The 21,957-nt window shown below is 61.4% G+C and carries 17 protein-coding genes; 10 read left to right on the top strand and 7 right to left on the bottom strand.

What is annotated here, in order from left to right:
- Positions 1-10: 10 nt before the first annotated feature.
- From glgX to H9Q16_RS19260, 3 genes are read left to right on the top strand one after another with little or no spacing between them, the layout of a single operon-like run.
- Positions 11-2,110 carry a glycogen debranching protein GlgX gene (gene glgX, locus H9Q16_RS19270; protein WP_191077099.1) on the top strand — a complete coding sequence of 700 codons (2,100 nt, stop codon included), beginning with the start codon at positions 11-13 and terminating at the stop codon, positions 2,108-2,110.
- Positions 2,107-4,047, top strand: coding sequence for a 4-alpha-glucanotransferase (gene malQ, locus H9Q16_RS19265; protein ID WP_191077098.1), 1,941 nt, complete (start codon positions 2,107-2,109; stop codon positions 4,045-4,047). The genes glgX and malQ overlap by 4 nt, the downstream gene beginning before the upstream one ends.
- The gene (locus tag H9Q16_RS19260) at positions 4,037-5,668 is read left to right on the top strand and encodes an alpha-D-glucose phosphate-specific phosphoglucomutase (protein ID WP_191077097.1); all 1,632 of its coding nucleotides are present in this window, start codon (positions 4,037-4,039) and stop codon (positions 5,666-5,668) included. The genes malQ and H9Q16_RS19260 overlap by 11 nt, the downstream gene beginning before the upstream one ends.
- A gap of 11 nt (positions 5,669-5,679) precedes the next feature.
- On the opposite strand, the gene H9Q16_RS19255 is transcribed toward H9Q16_RS19260, so the two are convergent.
- Positions 5,680-7,038 carry a formimidoylglutamate deiminase gene (locus tag H9Q16_RS19255; protein ID WP_191077096.1) on the bottom strand — a complete coding sequence of 453 codons (1,359 nt, stop codon included), beginning with the start codon at positions 7,036-7,038 and terminating at the stop codon, positions 5,680-5,682.
- A gap of 88 nt (positions 7,039-7,126) precedes the next feature.
- On the opposite strand from H9Q16_RS19255, the gene hutI reads away from it, so the two are divergent.
- From hutI to hutU, 3 genes are read left to right on the top strand one after another with little or no spacing between them, the layout of a single operon-like run.
- Positions 7,127-8,347 (top strand): imidazolonepropionase, encoded by a 1,221-nt coding sequence (hutI, locus tag H9Q16_RS19250; protein WP_191077095.1) that lies wholly within the window; start codon positions 7,127-7,129, stop codon positions 8,345-8,347.
- On the top strand, positions 8,335-9,867 hold the full coding sequence (hutH, locus tag H9Q16_RS19245; protein WP_191077094.1) for a histidine ammonia-lyase: 1,533 nt from the start codon (positions 8,335-8,337) through the stop codon (positions 9,865-9,867). The genes hutI and hutH overlap by 13 nt, the downstream gene beginning before the upstream one ends.
- 10 nt (positions 9,868-9,877) lie before the next feature.
- On the top strand, positions 9,878-11,542 hold the full coding sequence (gene hutU / locus H9Q16_RS19240) for a urocanate hydratase (protein WP_191077093.1): 1,665 nt from the start codon (positions 9,878-9,880) through the stop codon (positions 11,540-11,542).
- A gap of 160 nt (positions 11,543-11,702) precedes the next feature.
- On the opposite strand, the gene H9Q16_RS19235 is transcribed toward hutU, so the two are convergent.
- From H9Q16_RS19235 to H9Q16_RS19220, 4 genes are all read right to left on the bottom strand, one after another.
- Positions 11,703-12,392: a histidine utilization transcriptional repressor HutC gene (locus H9Q16_RS19235; protein ID WP_191077092.1), complete on the bottom strand. Its 690-nt coding sequence runs from the start codon at positions 12,390-12,392 to the stop codon at positions 11,703-11,705.
- A gap of 124 nt (positions 12,393-12,516) precedes the next feature.
- Positions 12,517-13,365, bottom strand: a complete 849-nt coding sequence (locus H9Q16_RS19230) for a fumarylacetoacetate hydrolase family protein (RefSeq protein ID WP_191077091.1) — start codon at positions 13,363-13,365, stop codon at positions 12,517-12,519.
- Positions 13,366-13,388: 23 nt separating this feature from the next.
- Entirely contained in the window at positions 13,389-14,135 is a 747-nt protein-coding gene (locus tag H9Q16_RS19225; RefSeq protein WP_216859506.1) for an SDR family oxidoreductase, read from the bottom strand.
- A 10-nt stretch (positions 14,136-14,145) separates the two neighbouring features.
- Positions 14,146-14,877, bottom strand: coding sequence for an SDR family oxidoreductase (locus H9Q16_RS19220; RefSeq protein ID WP_191077090.1), 732 nt, complete (start codon positions 14,875-14,877; stop codon positions 14,146-14,148).
- Between the two features lie 148 nt (positions 14,878-15,025).
- On the opposite strand from H9Q16_RS19220, the gene denD reads away from it, so the two are divergent.
- Entirely contained in the window at positions 15,026-15,982 is a 957-nt protein-coding gene (denD, locus tag H9Q16_RS19215; protein ID WP_191077089.1) for a D-erythronate dehydrogenase, read from the top strand.
- Positions 15,983-16,024: 42 nt separating this feature from the next.
- Here the strand turns inward: denD and H9Q16_RS19210 are convergent, their stop codons facing one another.
- Entirely contained in the window at positions 16,025-16,966 is a 942-nt protein-coding gene (locus tag H9Q16_RS19210; RefSeq protein ID WP_191077088.1) for a 2-hydroxyacid dehydrogenase, read from the bottom strand.
- 175 nt (positions 16,967-17,141) lie between these two features.
- Here H9Q16_RS19210 and H9Q16_RS19205 point away from each other — a divergent pair, with 175 nt between their 5' ends.
- The 3 genes from H9Q16_RS19205 to H9Q16_RS19195 are packed head-to-tail and all read left to right on the top strand — an operon-like array spanning position 17,142 to position 19,989.
- Positions 17,142-18,146, top strand: a complete 1,005-nt coding sequence (locus tag H9Q16_RS19205; protein ID WP_191077087.1) for a TRAP transporter substrate-binding protein — start codon at positions 17,142-17,144, stop codon at positions 18,144-18,146.
- A gap of 17 nt (positions 18,147-18,163) precedes the next feature.
- Complete coding sequence (locus tag H9Q16_RS19200) at positions 18,164-18,691, top strand: TRAP transporter small permease (RefSeq protein WP_191077086.1); 528 nt, start codon at positions 18,164-18,166, stop codon at positions 18,689-18,691.
- A complete protein-coding gene (locus H9Q16_RS19195) occupies positions 18,688-19,989 on the top strand; it encodes a TRAP transporter large permease (RefSeq protein ID WP_191077085.1) in 1,302 nt (433 codons plus the stop codon). The genes H9Q16_RS19200 and H9Q16_RS19195 overlap by 4 nt, the downstream gene beginning before the upstream one ends.
- Positions 19,990-20,047: 58 nt before the next feature.
- On the opposite strand, the gene H9Q16_RS19190 is transcribed toward H9Q16_RS19195, so the two are convergent.
- The gene (locus tag H9Q16_RS19190; RefSeq protein WP_191077084.1) at positions 20,048-21,937 is read right to left on the bottom strand and encodes an SLC13 family permease; all 1,890 of its coding nucleotides are present in this window, start codon (positions 21,935-21,937) and stop codon (positions 20,048-20,050) included.
- Positions 21,938-21,957 lie beyond the last annotated feature (20 nt).

Here is a 21,957-nt window from a genome sequence, read left to right as displayed (position 1 = left end):
TCCGCGCACAATGGACATGGCACGACTTTCCGCAGGCACGCCGCACCGGCTTGGCGCGCACTACGATGGCGACGGCGTCAACTTCGCCGTGTTTTCCGCCAATGCCACAGCCATGGATCTGTGCCTCTACAGTCCTGATGGGCAGACCGAAACCGCACGCTTTGCGTTGCCAGAACGCAGCGGCGACATCTGGCACGTACACGTGGCCGGGCTGCAACCCGGCACGCTTTACGGCTACCGCGCCCATGGCCCCTACGCGCCGCAGGACGGACACCGCTTTAACGCCCACAAGCTGCTGATGGACCCGTACACGCGTGAGGTTGCGGGGCGTTGGGCCAACGACCCCGCTCTGCTGGGCTACATCGCAACGGCACGCGACGAAGATCTGTCTTTCAGCACCATCGACAGCGCGCCATTTGTCCCGAAATCCGTTGTGTCAGACCCCGGTCTGTTGTCGTCCCCGCGCGATTCCCCGCCAAACTCCGACCGCGACCTGATCTACGAGGCGCACCCCAAAGGCCTGACACGCCTGCATCCGGGCATACCGGATCCCTTGCGCGGCACCTACGAAGGACTGGCCAGCGACACGATGCTGGACCATCTGACCAAGCTGGGTGTGGGCAGTGTCGAGTTGCTGCCCGTGCACCACTTTCTGGATGATAAGTTTCTGCTGGACCGGGGCCTGAAAAACTACTGGGGCTATAACAGCATCGGCTTTTTCGCCGCAGAACCGCGCTACTTCGGCTCTTCAGGCCTGCAGGGGTTTCGCCAGATGGTGGACCGCTTTCACAGCGCGGGCATCGCGGTCATTCTGGACGTGGTCTACAACCACACCGCGGAAGGCGACCAGAGGGGGCCAACCATTGCCTTCCGCGGACTGGACAACGACTCATACTACCGGTTGCAGTCAGATCAGCCGCGCTATTTTGTCAACGACACCGGCTGCGGCAATACACTGAATGTAGCTCACCCGCAGGTCACGCGCATGGTGCTCGACAGCCTCCGGTTCTGGGTGACAGAAATGGGCGTCGATGGCTTCCGCTTTGATCTGGCCACGACGCTCGCGCGGGAAGATCAGGGCTTTGATCAGAACGGTGGCTTTCTGGACGCACTTGGCCAGGATCCTGTGCTGTCGCGCGCCCGCCTGATCGCGGAGCCGTGGGACATCGGACCCGGCGGGTACCGTCTGGGGGGGTTCCCGCCCCCCTTTGCCGAATGGAACGACCATTATCGCGATTCCCTGCGACAGTTCTGGCGCGGGGATGCCCACAGCGCACAAGCCATGGGCGCCCGCCTGCTGGGGTCGGCCGACATTTTTGACCGCGCGGGCCGGCGCGCAGACACCTCCGTGAACTTTATCGCCAGCCATGACGGTTTCACGCTTGCCGATATCACCCGCTATGGGCACCGCAACAACGCCGCCAACAAAGAAGGCAACCGCGACGGTCACGGCGCCAACTACAGTGATAACAACGGCGTCGAAGGGGACACGACCGACCCCGCGACCCAGGCCCGCCGCGCACGACGTCAACGCAATATGCTCGCCATGCTGTTCTTGTCGCAAGGCACGCCGATGGTGCTGGCAGGCGACGAATTCGGGAATTCGCAGCTGGGCAACAACAATGCCTATTGTCAGGATAATCCAATTGGCTGGCTGAACTGGGATCAGGCCGATGAAGGCCTCATGGCGTTCACCGCGCACCTTTCGACCTTTCGTCGCAGCCACCCCGCCCTACGCCAAAACCGGTTTCTGCACGGGTCCATTCGGGCCGAGGATCACCAGCCCGATGTCAGTTGGACCGATTTCACCGGCGCCCCCCTTGAGTGGAGCGATCCGGCACTTGCCCGTTTTTGCCTGACCCTGCGCGGCGCCGCTGAGGCATCCCCCTACGATGCTACCGACGACGTCGTATTTGCCGTCTTTAACCGGAGCAACGACGCAGGGGCAGCGTCTCTTCCCCCCGCGCCCGATGGTCTCTCATGGGCCCGCGGCATCGACACGGCATGGCCCCATCCCATCGACCCGGTGCCAGAGCGCCGCGATACCGCCAGCATCCACTCGCAAAGCGTCTCCGCCTTTGTTTTGGTGCCAAAGGGGCCGGACGCATGAGCACCGACAAGGCCCTGTCAGAACTGGCCGATCACTACGGTATTCTGCCCCGCTTCCGGGATCTGGACAGAGTGGAGCGTCCGACGGCCCCGGACACGCAAAAAGCGCTGCTGGCGGCGAACGACGTCGATGTCTCAACGGACGCGGCTATCCGCGACAGTCTGAAACTTGCGCGGCGCGACAGGTCAACGCGCACACTCCCGCGCGAAGTGATCGTTCAGAGCGGGCGCACGACAGCACTGACATTTCCCGCAATCGCACCATGGAGCCTGCGCACGGATGATACAGCCGAACCGCTTGCCTGTGGCAAACCGACCGAACACCTGACCCTTCCCCCCCTGCCGCCGGACATCTACGTGCTGCGCATCGGCAGTCAGGAAATCACCATTTTGGCCGCGCCCGACACCTTGCCACAGGTTCCGCGCCAATGGGGGATGACCTGCGCACTTTACGGGCTGGCCTCAGACCGCAACGCCGGTCTTGGCGATTACGAGGATCTGGCCCGGACCGCCGAAGCACTTGGCGCACATGGGGCCGGTTTTCTTGGCATCAACCCGGTGCACAACATGGGCTATGCCGATCACGACACGATCAGCCCCTATTCGCCCTCGCACAGAGGGTACCTGAACACGGCCCATATCGCGCTGGACAAGGTGCCGGGGGCGGCAAGAGTGTTGGATGAGCCAACGCGTGCCAAACTGCGCAACGCGCGAACGATCCCCTACCGCGCCCACAAATCCGCGCACCATGCCGCCTTGGAGACGCTTCATAGGACATTCCGCCAAGGCCCAAAGGACGCCGAATTTCAACGCTTCAAAAGTGGCGGCGGCGACGATCTGCTCACCTTCGCGCGCTTTGAGGCGTTAAGTGAACTTGGCGGACCGGACTGGCGGGATTGGTCCGGTATTGCTCCCGAACCGGCCAATTTGCAGGTGGACTATCACGTCTGGTTGCAGTGGCACGCAGCACAGCAACTTGCCGCAGCGCAATCCCGTGCACTGACAGGAGGAATGGGGTTGGGCCTCTATCTTGATCTGGCCGTGGGCCCGCGACGCGGTGGGGCCGAAACGTGGTGCGCGCAAGGGTCTGTTGCACAGGGCGTCTCCATCGGTGCCCCGCCTGATCATCTGAGCCCCGGCGGTCAGAACTGGATGCTGGCGGCCTATGCCCCACGCAAGCTGAGGGACCAACGCTATCGCCCGTGGCGACGTGTGTTGGCGCAGACAATGGCACATGCGGGCATTATTCGTATCGACCACGTACTTGGGCTTTATCGCAGCTTTTGGATCCCTGACGATGGCAGCCCCGGCGGCTACATCCGCCAACCTCTCGACGCGTTGACAGCTGTCATCAAGATCGAAGCCGCCCGTCATGGCTGCGCCGTGATCGGAGAGGACCTTGGTCTGGTGCCCAAGGGTTTTCGCGACACCATGCGCGGCCATGGGTTTTACGGCTACGCGGTGATGCAATATGAAAAGGACGCCAAGGGCCGCTTTCCCGACCCGGCCCGCTCTCCCACGCAGGTCCTGTCGTGCTTTGCAACCCACGACACGCCGACCGTGGACGGTTATGCCACGGGGCGCGACATCGACTGGTGGGAAAAGCTCGGGTGGATCGACGCCGCCAGGGCCCGCGCCGAACACTGCAAGCGTGCCGGGGAAGTCAGTGCCGTCAGTAAGGCACGTCCATTCGCGACAGAAGTCCACGACCGCCTCGCCGTCACTAACGCAACGCTTGCGGCGGTACAGCTTGATGATGTCCTGCAAGAAACCGAGACCCAAAACCTGCCGGGCACGGTCGACGAACACCCAAATTGGCAGCGCAGATACGATGTGAAAGTAGACGCGTTGCGTGCCGACAACAGCCTCGCCGAAATCGCGCAAATGATGCAAGATGCGGGCAGAGGACCGCAGGAAGGACCCAAGAATGAAGATTGAAACCGTTTCCACAAAACCGATCGACGGTCAGAAACCCGGCACATCGGGACTGCGCAAGAAGACACGGGTTTTCATGGAACCGGGATATCTTGAGAATTTTATCCAAGCGACGTTTGATGCCATTGGCGGGGCTGAAGGCAAGACTTTGGTCGTGGGCGGCGACGGGCGCTATTTCAATGCGCCCGCCATTCAGGCCATCCTTAAAATGGCTGCGGCCAATGGCGCGGCCCATGTCATCGTCGGCCAGAACGGCATCCTGTCCACACCAGCCGCATCACACCTTATTCGCGCACTGAAGGCCGATGGCGGGATCATCCTGTCCGCCAGCCACAATCCCGGCGGGATCGACGCCGATTTCGGTGTCAAATTCAACGGGGCAAATGGGGGGCCTGCACCGGAAAAGCTGACCGCAGAGATATTTGCGAACACACAGACGATCGGTTCCTACAAAACACTGGACGCACAGGACGTTGACCTTTCCACCTGTGCCACCACGCAAATGGGACATATGAAAGTCACGGTCGAAGACCCGGTGGCCCGGTACCAGGCCCTGATGGAAGACCTGTTCGATTTCGACGCAATCCGCGCCCTCTTTGCCAGCGGGTTCACCATGCGTTTTGACGCCATGCACGCGGTTACGGGGCCCTATGCGACCGCTATCCTTCAGGACGCGCTGGGTGCCGCGCCGGGCACTGTGGCGAATGGCATCCCGTCCGAGGATTTTGGCAAGGGCCACCCCGACCCCAATCCGATCTGGGCCAAGCCCCTGATGGACCTGATGTTGTCCGAGGATGCACCTGATCTTGGCGCGGCTTCTGATGGCGATGGGGACCGCAACATGATCGTCGGGCGGGGGCTTTATGTGACGCCGTCCGACAGCCTTGCCGTGCTTGCCGCAAATGCCCATCTGGCCCCGGCCTACAAGAACGGGCTTGCAGGTGTTGCGCGCTCCATGCCGACCAGTGCCGCCAGCGACCGTGTCGCGGCGAAACTGGGGATCGAGGCCTTTGAAACTCCTACCGGCTGGAAGTTCTTTGGTAATCTGTTGGACGCCGGACGTGTGACGCTCTGCGGCGAAGAAAGCGCGGGCACCGGATCAAACCATGTCCGCGAAAAAGACGGCCTGTGGGCCGTGCTCCTGTGGCTCAATATCCTCGCCGTGCGGCGTCAATCTGTTGCCGAGATCGTCAAAGATCACTGGGCCACCTATGGCCGCGATTATTATTCGCGATATGATTACGAGGCTGTCGCGACCGACAAGGCAAACGCGCTGATCGATGGGCTGCGTGCGCGGCTCGACGATCTGCCCGGGCAACATTTTGCAGGGTTGACAGTCACTGCCGCCGACGAATTCTCCTATCAAGATCCGGTTGATGGGTCCGTCAGCACGGGTCAGGGCCTGCGCCTTTATTTCGAAGGCGGCGCGCGGGCGGTGTTCCGGCTTTCCGGCACCGGCACCGAAGGGGCAACCGTCAGGCTTTACCTCGAGCAGTACTCCGGCCAGTCCGGCAGCACCGAGAAAGACACGCAGGACGCGCTGAGACAGGTGCGGGATGCGGCGCTTGCGGTCAGCGACATGAAGTCGCTGATTGGCCGCACCGACCCTGACGTGATCACCTGAAGGACCGGGCGCTATAACGCAGCGGTCAATTCCCGGATCGCCTTTCTGTAGCCTGCCGTGATCTCTTCGTGTGCCACGTGACGCCCGTCGCGCACGCAGTGGCGGCCTGCGGACCAGACGTCGCGCACGACCCGGTCCTTGGCCGCAAAGACCAGCCCATCCAGTAAGGCGTCCGTGCCAAGCGCGCAAAGCGTCGGGTCGCTGCTGTCGATTGCGACCAGATCCGCCAACCGCCCTTCGGCGATGACACCGGCATCGCGCCCCAGCGCCTGCGCGCTCCCCGTTGCCGCACCGCAATAAAGCGTTTCCCCAACGGAGCCGGCCCCGGCAACCATCACGTTGCGCGAAAGATCACGCAGCCGCTGGGAATATTCCAGCATGCGCAATTCCTCTGTCAGGGAAATCGACACGTTGGAATCCGAGCCGACGCCAAAGACGCCCGCTTCGTTCAGGTAAAGTGGGCCGTTAAACGCCCCGTCGCCAAGGTTAGCCTCTGTCACCGGACATAAACCGGCCACCGCTCCGGACAGGGCCAGACCGGATGTTTCGGCATCCGTCATGTGCGTGGCATGGATCAGGCACCACCGGGCGTCCAGCGGCAGTTCCGCCAGCGCCCAGTCCACAGGGCGCGCGCCCAACCACGCCTCAATGTCCGCAACCTCCTTGGGTTGCTCTGCGATGTGCATGTGAATGGGCCCTTCAGGTCGGGCCGCAATCAGCGCCCGTAACTCATCCGGTGACGTTGCCCGAAGCGAATGCGGCGCGACCCCGAGAATGCTGTCGTCCGGCAAGTCCCGCATCGCCGTTTTTGCCCCGTCGACCAGCCGCAGAAAGGTGTCGACATCGTTTCCAAATCGGGCCTGACCGTGCTCAAGCGCCACCTGCCCCGCGCCGCCATAGCTGTAGAGCACCGGCAGATGGGTCAGTCCGATTCCGCTGGTCTTTGCCGCAGCGATGATCCGCCCGGAAAGCGTCGCAAGGTCGGCATAGGGCATGCCGCCCGGCTGGTGATGCATATAGTGAAATTCACCTACACTGGCGAAGCCGGCTTCTTGCATTTCAAGAAAGACCTGCGCGGCAATGGCTTCCGTCTGCTCCGGCGTCAGGGCGGCGGTGAACCGGTACATCAGGTCGCGCCACGTCCAGAAATTGTCACGCCCGGTGACCCGGTGCTCTGTCATCCCTGCCATGGCCCGCTGAAAACTGTGGCTGTGCAGATTGCCCAAGGCGGGCAACAGGGTGTCCACCCGGACATCGCCCGCCTGCGCGTCCTGTCCGATGTCAATCTGTGCGATTTTGCCGTCCTGAAGGGTCAGCCTAGCGCCCAGCACCCAGCCATCCGATACCAGCGCCCGCTTGGCAAAAATCAATTGTCATCCTCCGGTTTTATTATGTATAGACATAATAACCGATTCAACAGGCCCGCGAAAGGGCGAAATGCGTTCTTTGGTGGACCCGATGACAGATGACACCCTGATATTCACTGATCTGTCCGCCGCGACGATGGCCGAGGGAGATGTGGCCTACGGGTTGATCGAGGATGCGGCAATCGCTGTTCAGGACGGCGCAATCTCATGGGTCGGCCCTCAGGCCCACCTGCCCGCCACGTATCACGCCCTGCCGCGCACCTCTCTGAACGGGCGCCTTGTCACACCGGGGCTTGTTGATTGCCACACCCACATCGTCCATGGCGGCAACCGGGCAACCGAATTCGAAATGCGCCTGAAGGGCGCGAGCTACGAGGAAGTCGCACGCGCGGGCGGTGGCATCGTCTCTACAGTTTCGGCAACACGCAGCGCCAGCCAGGCCGACATGGTCGCCAGCGCACTGCCCCGTCTGGATGCGCTGCTGGCCGAAGGGGTCAGCGTGGTCGAGATCAAATCCGGCTATGGTCTGGATATCGAAACTGAGCTGCGCATGCTGCGCGCCGCGCGTGCACTGGCGACAGAACGCAATGTCCGGGTCGTGACCAGCTTTCTGGGTGCGCATGCGGTCCCCGCAGAATACGCCGGACAGGCGGAAGCCTATATTGATACGGTCTGCATCCCTGCCCTGCGCGCGGCCCATGCCGAAGGACTTGTCGACGCCGTTGACGGGTTTTGCGAGGGTATCGCATTTACTCCTTCCCAGATTGCGCGGGTCTTTGACGTGGCACAGACGCTTGACCTGCCTGTCAAACTTCATACGGAACAACTGTCAAATCTGGGCGGGGCAAAACTCGCGGCAAGCTATGGCGCGCTGTCGGCAGATCATATTGAATACCTCGATGACGCGGGCGTGGCCGCCATGGCGAAGGCAGGCACCGTTGCGGTCGTCCTGCCGGGCGCGTTTTACACACTGCGCGAAACGCAAGTGCCGCCGCTGGATGCCCTGCGCACACATCAGGTCCCGATTGCACTGGCCACAGACTGCAACCCCGGTTCATCCCCGCTGACGTCGCTGCTGCTCAGCATGAACATGGCCTGCACCCTCTTTCGCATGACCCCGGAAGAGGCGCTGGCCGGTGTGACCCGAAACGCAGCCCGCGCCTTGGGCTTGCGCGATTGCGGCACCATCGCACCCGATACCCGCGCCGACCTGGCGGTCTGGGATGTCAACCACCCAGCCGAGCTGTCTTACCGTATCGGCTTCAACCCCCTGTTTTCCCGCATTGTCAAAGGTGTCCCATGTCCACGCTGACCCTGACCCCCGGCGCCGTGACGCTGGACGATCTGGCTGAGATCTATTGGAACGAGGCAGCCGTCACGTTAGACACTGCGTGCCACCCGGCCATAAAGGTCGCCCATGACCGTATCGCGCAGGCCGCGGCAGGCGGCGAGGCAGTTTATGGGGTCAACACCGGATTTGGCAAATTGGCCAGCGTCAAGATCGCGGCCGCTGACACCGCGACGCTACAGCGCAACCTGATCTTGTCACATTGTTGCGGTGTGGGCCCCGCAATCCCGCGTCGCCATGCCCGCCTGATGATGGCGCTCAAACTGCTGAGCCTGGGACGCGGTGCCTCTGGCGTACGGCTGGAGGTGGTGCATCTGATCGAAGCAATGCTCGAACACGGGATCACCCCGGTCATCCCTGCGCAGGGATCCGTCGGCGCGTCGGGCGATCTTGCCCCGCTGGCGCACATGGCCGCCGTGATGATGGGCCATGGCGAAGCCGAGATCGATGGCAACGTTCTCTCCGGGGCGGCAGCCCTGACCGTGGCAGGCCTTGATCCGATTGAACTTGGCCCCAAGGAAGGGCTTGCCCTTATCAATGGAACACAATTTTCCACTGCCTTTGCGCTGGCCGGCCTGTTCGGCGCGTGGCACGCGGCAGGGTCGGCGCTGGTCACCGCAGCGCTTTCCACCGACGCCATCATGGGCTCTACTGCTCCGCTGCAACCCGAAATCCACGCCCTGCGCGGACACCGCGGCCAGATCGACGCAAGCGAGACGATGCGCGCCCTGCTGGACGGCTCTGAAATCCGCGAAAGCCATGCGGTGGATGATGCCCGCGTACAGGACCCCTATTGCATCCGTTGCCAGCCACAGGTGACGGGTGCCGCGATGGATGTCCTGCGCATGGCCGCCACAACCCTTGAGATCGAAGCGAACGCCGCCACCGACAATCCACTGGTGCTTACGGGTGTGGACCGCATTGTCTCGGGCGGTAATTTTCATGCCGAACCCGTGGGGTTTGCCGCAGATATGATCGCCCTTGCCGTGGCCGAGATTGGCGCCATCGCCCAGCGCCGCGTTGCGCTGATCGTGGACCCGGTGCTCAGCTTCAATCTGCCGCCGTTCCTGACGCCTGATCCGGGTCTCAACAGTGGCTACATGATCGCCGAGGTGACGACAGCCGCACTGATGAGCGAGAACAAGCACCTCGCCAACCCATGTGTCACCGACAGCACGCCGACATCTGCCAATCAGGAAGACCATGTCAGCATGGCCGCCCACGGCGCGCGGCGCCTGGGGCCGATGGTACAGAACCTTGAGTGCATCCTGGGCGTCGAATTGCTTTGCGCTGTTCAAGGCATCGAATTTCGCGCGCCACTGCGCACCAGCGACACCTTGCAAAAGGTCGTCACACGCCTGCGCGCAGAGGTACCACCGCTTACCCAGGACCGCTTTCTGGCCCCCGACATGAATACTGCTACCGCCCTGATCGCCTCTGGCGAGATCAGCCGCGCTGCGGCAACCGCGATGCCCAACCTATAGGAGTCTGCACATGACCGATCCCCGCAAGAACACGCGTGATATCTACCCCGCAACCGGGGTCGAAATCACAGCCAAAAGCTGGCTGACCGAAGCGCCCATGCGGATGCTCATGAACAACCTGCATCCCGATGTGGCCGAGAACCCGCACGAATTGGTGGTTTATGGCGGCATCGGGCGCGCCGCACGCACGTGGGCAGATTTTGACAGCATCGTGGACAGCCTGCGCAATCTCGAAGAGACCCAGACGCTGCTGGTGCAGTCCGGCAAACCCGTCGGCGTCTTCGAGACACACAAGGACGCGCCACGCGTCCTCATCGCGAACTCCAACCTTGTGCCGCACTGGGCCACCTGGGACCACTTCAACGAACTCGACAAGAAGGGGCTGGCCATGTACGGCCAGATGACCGCGGGCTCATGGATTTACATCGGCAGTCAGGGCATTGTTCAGGGCACCTACGAAACCTTTGTTGAGGCCGGCCGCCAGCACTATGACGGTGATCTCAAGGGGCGCTGGATCCTGACCGGTGGTCTGGGCGGTATGGGCGGCGCACAACCTCTGGCCGCCGTGATGGCCGGGGCCTGCTGCCTGGCGGTCGAATGCAACCCGGACAGCATCGACTTCCGCCTGCGCACCGGCTACGTCGACGAACGGGCCGATACACTGGATGACGCGCTGGCGATGATCGAGCGTTGGACCGCTGCCGGCGAGGCAAAATCAGTCGGCCTTCTTGGCAACGCAGCGGACGTCTTTCCCGAATTGGTCAAACGCGGTGTAAGGCCCGATATCGTGACTGACCAAACGTCGGCGCATGATCCGCTTAACGGATATTTGCCGCAAGGCTGGTCCATGGCCGGGTGGCGCGACGCGCGGGAAAACGATCCCAAGTCAGTAGAGAAAGCCGCGCGGGCCTCGATGAAAGTGCACGTGCAGGCGATGGTCGATTTTTGGAACGCGGGCGTCCCCACGCTGGATTATGGCAACAACATCCGGCAGGTCGCGCTCGAGGAAGGGCTGGAAGATGCCTTTGCCTTCCCCGGTTTCGTGCCCGCCTACATCCGCCCCCTCTTTTGCCGCGGCATCGGGCCTTTCCGCTGGTGCGCGCTGTCGGGGGACCCGGAAGACATCTACAAAACCGACGCCAAGGTAAAAGAGCTGGTCGATGACCCGCACCTGCACACCTGGCTCGACATGGCCCGTGACCGCATCAGCTTTCAGGGTCTGCCTGCGCGCATCTGCTGGGTCGGGCTGGGCGTGCGCCACAAACTCGGTCTGGCCTTCAATGAAATGGTCCGAACGGGCGAATTGAAAGCCCCGATCGTGATTGGTCGCGATCATCTTGATTCAGGTTCTGTCGCCTCGCCCAATCGCGAGACGGAGGCCATGAAAGACGGGTCAGACGCCGTTTCTGACTGGCCGTTGCTGAATGCGTTGTTGAACACCGCCTCCGGGGCCACGTGGGTGTCACTGCATCATGGCGGCGGTGTTGGGATGGGCTTCAGCCAGCATTCCGGCATGGTCATCTGTTGCGACGGAACCGAAGACGCAGACCGCAGGATCGCGCGTGTCCTGTGGAACGACCCGGCAACAGGAGTGATGCGGCACGCGGATGCGGGATATGACGAAGCCATCGATTGTGCCCGGGAGAACAAGTTAAACCTGCCCGGCATTCTCTGAGACCGCCCACGCGCCAATGCAGGCGCTATCGCGTTTTGTAATGCTGGCGCAAAGGTATTTGAAAAAGGGTGAAACTGGAACGACACCCCTTCTGTTTCACCCTTTTGAAAATACCTATTCCGACGACAGCAAAAAACACCGAACGTAGCGATTGCGCGGCCTAGTAGCGGGTTGTCATGCGGTGCCCGGGCGGGTGGATCAGCCGGACAAATGTGACCGCCTTTCCTTCCCACCAGGTGGCGCGCTCTACCACAAAAAGCGGATCGCCGGGCGTACATGACAGGTGATCCGCCAGCGTCTTGTCTGCAATAGTGGCGCAAAAGCTGATTTCGGCGTCCGAGAAAGGGATCGTGTTCACCAGCCATTCATTCGGACCCACCCTGTCAAAGCCCGCGTCTTCGGCCTGTGGCAAGGCAGTGAGACTAATCCAGCGGTCCTCGAACTGATAAGGCGTTTCATCTGCGGTATGCAGGCATCGCAAATGCAAGGCCCGGGCGTCCTTCGGCAGATCCAGCCGCGCCCGCAGCCAATCCGGTGCCGCAATCGCGTGGCGCCCGACCAACTGGTAGTGGTATACAGCTCCCTTATTCTCGATCTCGCGCCGGACGATGGGGATATCGAAGCGTGCTTGCCTGACAGGTGCCTGTCGCACCCGCGTTCCGGCCTTGCGCCGTCGTTCGATGATGCCGTCTTCGGCCAGCTCGCGCATCGCGCGATTCACCGTGGCGCGCGCGCAGCCATAGGTTTCGGCCAGATCGACCTCGCCCGGCAACAGCGCGCCGGGCGCCCAATGCCCCTTGACGATCTTGGACAGGATGTCCGATTTGACGTCCCGGAACGTGATTTTCATGTGCACGGGCCCCACTGTTTTCGACGGGTCAGGCGGACAGCGGTACCAGCCCCGCTGAGAGATACGTGCAAGCGGCCCGTCTTTCTCAAGATGTCGCAAGAAGCCAAAACCACATCCTCAGCGCCTAGTCATCCTGACCAACATCCTGCCGCTGGACACCCAGACCGTCGATGCCCAATTCCATCACATCGCCTTTCCTGAGGAAGATCGGCTGCGGTTTCATGCCCAGCGCCACACCGGGTGGCGTGCCCGTTGATATCACATCGCCCGGATGTAGCGTAAAGAGCGCGCTGAGGTGCTCTATGATCTCGGCCACGGTAAAGATCATCGTGGCGGTGTTTCCGGTTTGCATCCGCTTGCCATTCACATCCAGATACATCCCCAGCGCCTGGGGGTCGGTGACCTCATCCCGGGTGACCAGCCAAGGGCCCGTCGGCCCGAACGTGTCGCAGCTTTTGCCCTTGGTCCACTGCCCGGTAAGCTTGTTCTGGAAGTGCCGCTCTGAGACGTCATTCACGACACAATAGCCCGCGACATGATCAAGCGCATTGGCCTTGTCGACGTACTTTGCCGTCGTCCCGATCACGACACCAAGTTCGCATTCCCAATCCGTCGAGGTGGAGCCGCGCGGCATCATCACCGTATCATTGGGGCCGACCACGGCGGAATTCGCCTTCATGAACAAGATCGGATGCTCTGGTATCGCCGCACCGGTCTCTGCCGCATGGTCGGAGTAGTTGAGGCCAATACAACAGAATTTGCCAATCCTCCCGACGCAAGGCCCCAACCGCGGAGTGCCTTCCACTGCGGGCAGGCTGGCCAGATCAATCGCGCGCAGCTTTTCCAGCCCGTCGTCTGACAGGACATCGCCCGCGATATCGTCCACATGACCGGAGAGATCGCGCAGCGTGCCATTCTGATCCAGCAGGCCCGGCTTTTCCAAACCCGGCGCACCATAGCGTAGCAATTTCATATTCTGTCCTTTTTCTTGACCCGTTACCCTGACCAGCCGCCATCAATGACATGCGCCTGTCCGGTGGTGAATGCACTTTCGTCGCTGGCAAGATAGACCACCAGTGCCGCGATTTCTTCGGGCGCGGCGACACGACCCATCGGCTGACGCGAAACAAAGGCTTCGAGTGCTGCGTCATAGCTGCCCATCTCTTCACCCAGTGCGGCGACCCGGTCATGCCAGCTGGGGCTTTCCACGGTGCCGGGGCAGATACAATTACAGCGGATTCCTTTGGTGATGTAGTCAACCGCCACCGATTTCGTCAGCCCAATCACCGCAGCCTTGGTCGCGCCATAGATGAACCGATTGGGCGCACCGATGATGCTTGAAACCGCCGAGGACATGTTGATAATCGATCCCTGTCCGCGGTCCAGCATCCCCGGCAGCGCCGCCTGGATGCTGCGCACCATTGACCGGACATTGAGATCGAAGGCAAAATCCAGATCATCGTCCGATGCATCCTGCACCGTGCCGTGATGCACGTAACCCGCGCAGTTGAACAATATATCCGGTTGGGCCGCGCTGACGCCAGCCTTGACACTGGCGCGGTCCCGCACATCAAGATGGGCCGTTTCAATCCCGTCCCGTCCAGCGAGGTCAGCCAGCAGATCACTGTTCACATCCGTCGCAAAAACTTGTGCGCCTTCGGCGGCCATGGCCAATGCAGAGGCGCGGCCGATGCCCTGCCCCGCCGCGGTAACAAGTGCGCGCTTGCCTGTCAGCCTTCCCATGATGGTCTCCTCATCCCCGCCCGATGTAGGGCATGTTGGTGGCCATGACGGTCATGAACTGCACATTGGCCTTCAGCGGCAGGCTGGTCATGTGCAGCACGCTCTGGGCGACGTCGCGCACATCCATCACCGGTTCAACCGCGATGGCACCGTCTGCCTGCGGGACGCCCTCGGTCATCTTCTGCGCCATCTCTGTCAGGGCATTGCCGATGTCGATCTGGCCGCAGGCGATGTTGAAGGGACGCCCATCCAGTGACAAAGATCGCGTCAATCCAGTGATCGCATGTTTCGATGCCGTGTATGGCGCCGACCCCCAGCGCGGCACCTGCGCTGACACCGATCCGTTGTTGATGATCCGCCCCCCCTGCGGATCCTGTCGGCGCATCACGCCAAAGGCCGCGCGTGCTGCAATGAACGCGCCCATCACATTCACGTCCAGCAGGCCGCGGATATCCTCGACCGATAGTTCGTCGATTGGCGCACCGCCCAGGCTCACACCTGCGTTGTTGAACAGCGCATCAATCCTGCCCCAGGTCTCCAGCCCCGTCTCAAAGGCCAAATCCACCGCCTCAGCATCCGTCACATCGCAGGGCAGAACCAGCGCATCTGACCCACCTGCGGTTTCGGCCAGTGGCCCCTCTCGCCGTCCAACAAGCCCGACATCCCAACCCGCCTCGATGAACGCATGCGCGGTCGCACGGCCCACACCGCTGCCTGCACCAGTGATGATAATGGATGGCATTTGTCCCCTCTCCTCGGCTGCTGGACCAGTTGTGGCAGGTCTTGTGCGCCTAGGCCAGAGCGACCCGCGCCCGGCGCACGTTCCACCAGCCGTGGACGCAGGCTGCCGCGCAGGCTAGCGTCATGCGCAGACGGTATCGGAGGGGCGCATGAACATTCTCATCATCGGTGGCGGCGGGGTGGTCGGCCAAAAGCTCGCAACTGCACTCGCGCGCAAAGGCAGGTTGCGCGGCAAGGACATCGCGCGGATTACTCTGGCTGACATTGTGTCACCTGCGCCCGTCAATGCGCCCTTTTCGATTGAGACCAAGGTGTGCGATATCGCCGACGCCACTTCGGTCGCAGAGACGATCGCGCAGGACGATGACGTGATCTACCTGTTGGCCGCCATCGTCTCCGGGCAGGCAGAAACCGATTTCGACCTTGGCATGAACGTGAACCTGCACGGCCCGCTCAATGTGCTTGAGCGTTGTCGCGCGCTGGGCACCTGCCCGGTCGTGGTCTTTACTTCCTCCATCGCAGTCTACGGCGGTGAGGTGACCGACCCCCTTGGCGATCACAGCAACCTCAATCCGCAGACATCCTATGGCGGGCAAAAGGCTATCGCGGAAATTCTGATCAATGATTATACGCGCAAGGGCTTTATCGACGGACGCGGCTTTCGGTTGCCAACCATTTCGGTGCGGCCGGGCAAAGCGAACCTTGCGGCCTCCAGCTTTATGTCATCAATCCTGCGCGAGCCCTTGAACGGGGTCGAAGCGGTCTGCCCCGTCGACGACAACTTCCTGCACTATTATCTCAGTCCCCGGAAATGCGCCGAAAACTTGGTTATCGGGGCCGAAGTTGCCGCCAGCGACCTAGGCATGAATCGCTGCATGCAGATGCCGGGGCGCACATGGTCTATCCGTCAGCTGATCGACGCGATGACTGCCGTCGCAGGACCCGAACCGGCCAAACTCATTCGGTGGGAGGACCAGCCAGAGGTCAGGCGCATCGTGTCGGGTTGGAAGTGGGACATCCACGCCGACAAGGCAGAACGGCTTGGCCTTGGCGCGGATGACAGCTTTGAGGACAACGTACGGTACTATCTGGAAGAGGATAAATAGCAGCCGCGACGCGCGCAGGCTCCGGATGTGAACCGGCCCCGCTCAATTCACCGGTGTCAGCAAATCGGTGCCCGCAAAATGCGCCGCGATATTATCGCGCTGCAACTGCGCCATTGCGGCGCGAGTCTCTGAAGTACCGGACCCCTGATGCGGTTGCAGCACGACGTTTTCCAATGCCAGAAAGCGCGGGTCAATCCGGGGCTCATTCAGGAACACATCCAGCCCCGCCCCGGCCAGTTTCCCGTTCTCCAAAGCGTCCAGCAGAGCACCTTCATCCACCGTGCTCCCCCGCGAGATGTTGATGAGAACGCCACGCGGTCCCAGCGCGTTGATTACCTCAGCAGATACGTAGTTCTTTGTCTCAGACCCACCAACCAGCGCGACGAACAGAAAATCGACCGCCTCGGCCAAGGCCACGGGATCGGATTGAAACGTCCAGCCGGGCGTCTCTTTGCGACCCCTTGCATGATAGTGGATTTCCGTTCCAAACGCCGCCAGCCGATCCGCGATCGCCCGCCCGATACGCCCCATGCCCATGATCCCGGCCACGCCGCCACTCATCTTCCGGTTCAGCGGCACCGGTCCTGCGCCGCGTTGCCATTGCCCCTCGCGGACCCATGTTTCAGCCGCGCGCATCTGCCGACCCTGCGCAAGCCACATCGCAATCGCCAGATCAGCGACATCATCGTTCAACACATCAGGCGTATTGGTCACACGGATCCCCCGGGCGCGTGCTGCGGCCATATCAATGGCGTCAAAGCCGACCCCATAGTTGGCGATCAGTTGCAGCTGCGGCAGCGCGTCCATCTCACTGGCACCAAACGGGTCATGATCCTTGAACGCCACGACACTGATCTGCGACCGCGCGGCAAGCTCGATCTTTGCAACATCCCCTGACGAGGCGACACAATGCGGGCCAAATGCAGCCCCCAGCTCTGCCGCTTCGTCAGCTGTGTAATGGCCGATGGCAAGGGTTTTAGTCATGAGGATCTCCTTGGGGTCGCAAATTGTGTTGCGGGATGGCACAGAACTGTCAACAATCATCCGCACAAGAGCAACAGCCGGGCCCGTCTCAGCGCTTGCCAAGCCGCATCTGATCTTGTTTTAGTGCGGACACCACAAAATGAATGAAAATTCATGCAAATTAAGGGAGACACTCATGAAACACCTGTTGAAAGGCTCTGCAGCACTGGCGCTTGCGCTTGCGGCAACGACAGCCTCTGCCGAAACCGTCCTGACCATTTCATCCTGGGCAGGGCCTAACCATTCGATGAATTCGGTGACTTTCCCCTATATCGCGGATACGCTTTCGGAATGCTCCGGTGGCGACCTGACAGCCAAGATCGAATTCGGCCTTGCCCCACCCCCTGCGCAATACGACACCATCCGTGACGGTGTGGCTGACATGGGCTGGATTGTGCACGGCTACACGCCGGGCAAGTTCGTCACGACCAAACTGGCGGAACTGCCGGGCATCCCCGGCAACGCCGAACAGATGTCGGTGGCCTTCCAGATGACGGCCGAGAAATACCTCGATGCAGCGGGCGAAGCCAAAGGCGTGGAGGTCCTCGCCAACTTCACCCATGGCCCCGGTCTTCTGAATACGGTTGATGAGCTTTCCGATGGGTACAAAAGCATCGACGGCATGAAATTGCGCGTCGGTGGCGGTGTGGCCAACATGGTCGGCACAGCCCTCGGCGTGGCAGGCGTGAACGTCCCGGCCCCGGCGGTTTATGAGACGATTGCATCGGGCGTTGCCGAAGGCGTCTTTTTCCCGGCGGAATCGCTCTATGCCTTCAAGACGGCAGAGCTGACCAAATTCAGCTACGTGAATCCCGATGGCATGTACACGACATCCTTCGGCTTGCTGATGAACAAAGACACCTACGACGGCCTGTCGGATGCCAACAAGAAATGCGTTGACGACATGCGCGGCGTGGAACTGGCCCGTACCATCGGACAGCACTGGGATGCCGCAGACGACTTTGGCCGCGAAAAGGCGCAGGCCGAATTCGGCTTGAACGTGATCGAATTGGATGATGCACAGCGGTCCTACTTCAAGGAAAAAACCGCAGGCATCGAAGCGGCTGTGCTGGAAGAGATCAGCGCCACCGGTGTCGACGGCGCGGCTGCGCTGGAGTATCTGAAGTCACAGATCAAGTAAGGCGGACCTGATCGCTGATGCGAGATACCGTCAAAAAGACAGAGAGGCTGGTGGATACCGCCAGCCTCTTTCTTGCCAATATGGCCGCCGTGATCCTGCTTGGGCTGGTGGCTTTGACCTGTGTTGACGTCATCGGGCGTTACTTTTTCGCAAGCCCGCTGGTTGGCGCAGTTGAACTTGTGCGCCTGTGCATGGCGGGCATCATCTTTTTTTCGTTTCCCTTCATGTTTTTGCGCAACGACCACATCATCGTTGACCTGATCCCCCTTTTCCGGCGTGGCTGGATCGGCTGGGCGACGGCGATCGTGACACTGGGGCTGACGATCGTGGTGGCCTATTACATCGGCGACCGTGTCTATGACTATGCGGTGCGCGCCATGGAAGACGGCGATACCACCGAATACCTTCACATTCCGCGCTGGCCCATTGTCGGCTTCATCACCCTGTCGATCTTTGTCGCGGCCTTTTGTGCCTTCGTGCGGCTGCTGTCGATACTCATGACGCCGGGCACCCTGCCCGATGAACATCACGAGGAAGGCATATGACTGCCGCGCTGATTGGCTTTGCCGCCGTCCTGCTGTTGGCCTTTATGCGCATGCCTCTGGGCCTTGCACTGGGTCTGGTTGGGTTCATCGGCTTTTCCGAACTTTCCAGCTACCGCGCTGGCATGTCCAACGCCGCGCGACTGGTGATCGATTCCGGGCAATCCTACGGGCTGTCGGTGGTCCCTCTCTTTATCCTGATGGGCCTTATGGTGGATCGCGGCGGCATGGCCCGCGAACTGTACCGTGCCGCTTACGCATTCCTGGGCCACCGCAAGGGCGGGCTGGCCATGTCGACGATCACGGCCTGTGGCATGTTTTCTGCCATCTGCGGCTCGTCGCTGGCCACGGCGGCGACCATGTCCAAGGTCTCAATGCCCGAGATGCGCCGCTACAAATACGACGACAGCCTTGCCACCGCCTCCATCGCGGCAGGCGGCACCCTTGGCATCCTGATCCCGCCGTCCGTGATCCTCGTGATCTATGGGCTGATCACCAATGTCTCGGTTGGCAAACTCTTCATCGCGGGCGTGTTGCCCGGGTTGATTGGTGTGCTGTTCTATCTTGCGGCGGTCCTTTTTGTGGTCACCCGCAACCCTGCCGCCGGCCCCGCCGGCGAACGCTCGGGCTGGGGCGAACGGCTCGGCGCTTTGCGCGATGTCTGGGCAACGCTGGGGCTTTTCATATTCGTCATCGGCGGCATCTACATCGGCGCGTTCACCCCGACCGAAGCGGCAGGCATGGGGGCCGCGGGCGCCATCGCCATCGCCTACTTCCGCGGCGCGCTTAGCTGGAAGGTCGTGATGGAGGTCAGTCGCGAGACAACCCTGACCACGGCCAAGCTCTTTATGGTGCTCTTTGGCGCGATGATCTTTTCCAACTTCGTCAATCGCGCCGGGCTGCCGGATGCATTGCTGGCCATCGCGAACGGGTTCGATTTTCCGCCCATGGGCATCATCTTCATGATCCTGCTGATCTATCTGGTGTTGGGCTGCGTTTTTGAATCGCTCTCGATGATCCTGCTGACCGTGCCGATTTTTGCCCCGCTGGTCGAAGGGCTCGGATTTGATCTGATCTGGTTCGGTATCCTTGTGGTGGTCGCAACCGAGATCAGTTTGATCACACCACCCATCGGGATGAATGTGTTCGTCCTGAAAGGGGTGCTGCGGGATGTCTCCGTCAAGACAATCTTCAAGGGGGTGACCCCCTTCTGGATCGCAGACATCTTCCGCATCATTCTACTGGCACTGGTCCCGGCGCTGTCGCTCTACCTGCCATCGATGATGACCTATACGCATTAATCGGAATACTGCGCTGGTTCAGATGAGCGTGTCGTACGGCTTGGCCACGAAAACACCCCTAGTAGAACAGGTTCATCACCACCATCGAGACGACCAGGAAAAGCACTGTCATCACCCCGCCACCCTTGACAAAGTCGATGACCCGATACCCCCCCGGACCCATGATCAGCGCATTGACCTGATGGGTCGGGATAAGGAATGAATTGGAGGTCGAGATCGCCACCGTGAGGGCGAAAATCGCGGGATCACCTCCGGCGGCCACGGCAATCGAAACCGCCAGAGGCACCAGCAACACGGTCGCCCCGACATTCGACATCACCAGCGTGAACGCGGTTGCCAGCACCGCAAGACCCGCCTGCAACGCCCAAAGCGGCCAGCCGTCAAGCAGCAACAGCACATAGGCAGCAATCCAGTTAGCTGTGCCGGTATTCTGTACCGCCGTTCCCAGCGGGATCAGGGACGCCAGCAGGAACACCGTGCTCCAGCTTACGGCGCTGTAAGCCTCGTCCATTGACAGCACCCTGCTAAGCACCATGCCCACGGCCCCGGTCAGCAGACACAGCGACAACCGCACGTCCGAAAACAACACCAGCCCCAACGCCAGTACAAAGAAGGCCAGCGCCCAGCCGACCTTGTGCGGGCGCAGTTCCTCTTGCGGGAAATCGGAGGTCACCACGACAAAATCCCGATCAGACTTGAGCCGCGTCAACCTGTCCCACTGAACATGCACAACCGCCGTATCGCCGGCCTGCAGCGGCACCTGCCCGATATGGGTCGAGGGATGATCCTCGGTTTCCACATGGCTCATCGTCTCTTCGCCCCGGTGAATTGCGAGCAGCGACAGCCCATGTGTCTGACGCAGCCGCAGATCGATCGGGGTCTGGCCGATCACCGAAGATCCCGGTGGGATCACCACTTCGGCGACGCCTGACTGCGTGGCCGCAAAGTCATCCGCAAAGACGTTCAGCTGTGGCAGGATCTCAAGCCCGTAAGGCTCGGCAAATTCCTCCCGCACGACGCGGCGCAATCCCAGAACCGCCAGACGCGCGGGGGCTTCGATGCAGGTGTCGGCCATCGGTGCGATCACCTTGTGACCGCGATACGAGGTGCCGAGAATATACATGTGATGCGCTACCATCAGGTCTGCCAGCGTCTGCCCGATCAGGATCGACCCCTCGGGCACTCGCACCTCGAACAACTCGGCCCGCAGGCCATACGTGTTTTCGATATAGGCCTGCATCGACCGGGCAGAGCCCGCGTCTTCGCCCCGGTTGCGCTGCGCAGGCAACACCCAGCGCCCGAAAAGGACAAAGTACAAAACCCCCGTCAAAACCAGCATCACCCCGATGGGTGTGACAGCAAACAAGCCGAATGGCGCCATCTGCAACCCGGCAGGTAACGTGGCGTTGGATGCGACGATCAGATCGTTCAGCAAGATCAGCGGCGACGATCCGACCATCGTCATCGTCCCCCCCAGAATTGCGCAAAAGCCCATGGGCATGAGCAGGCGGCTCATCGGGATCTCCGTGCGCGCCGATATCCGGCTGATCACCGGCAGAAACAGCGCCGCGGCCCCGACGTTTTGCATGAACGAACTGATGACACCCACAACGGTCGACACGATCGGGATGATCCGCGCCTCTGTCGTGCCGCCCCGCTTGAGGATGACCGCTGCAACCTTGGACATCAGGCCGGTCTTGTCCAATCCCGCTCCGATGATCATCACCGCGATGATCGAAATCACGGCATTCGAGGCAAAGCCGTCAAACAACTGCGATACGTCGGCCAGATTGCCCAACCCCGGCAGCTGGCTAAGCAGCCCCAAAAGGACCATGACCAGCGCCGCCGCCAGATCGATGCGCACGATCTCGGAGACAAACAAAAATACGGTGAAGGCCAGCAGCCCAAGGACCACCGACATCTCAAGAGTCAGGCTGATTGTTTCCATAGTCCCCTCGTGCCGCGCAT

This window comes from Sulfitobacter aestuariivivens, from assembly GCF_014763045.1.
Lineage (GTDB): Bacteria > Pseudomonadota > Alphaproteobacteria > Rhodobacterales > Rhodobacteraceae > Sulfitobacter > Sulfitobacter aestuariivivens.
This window is presented reverse-complemented; position numbering and strand designations above follow the sequence as displayed.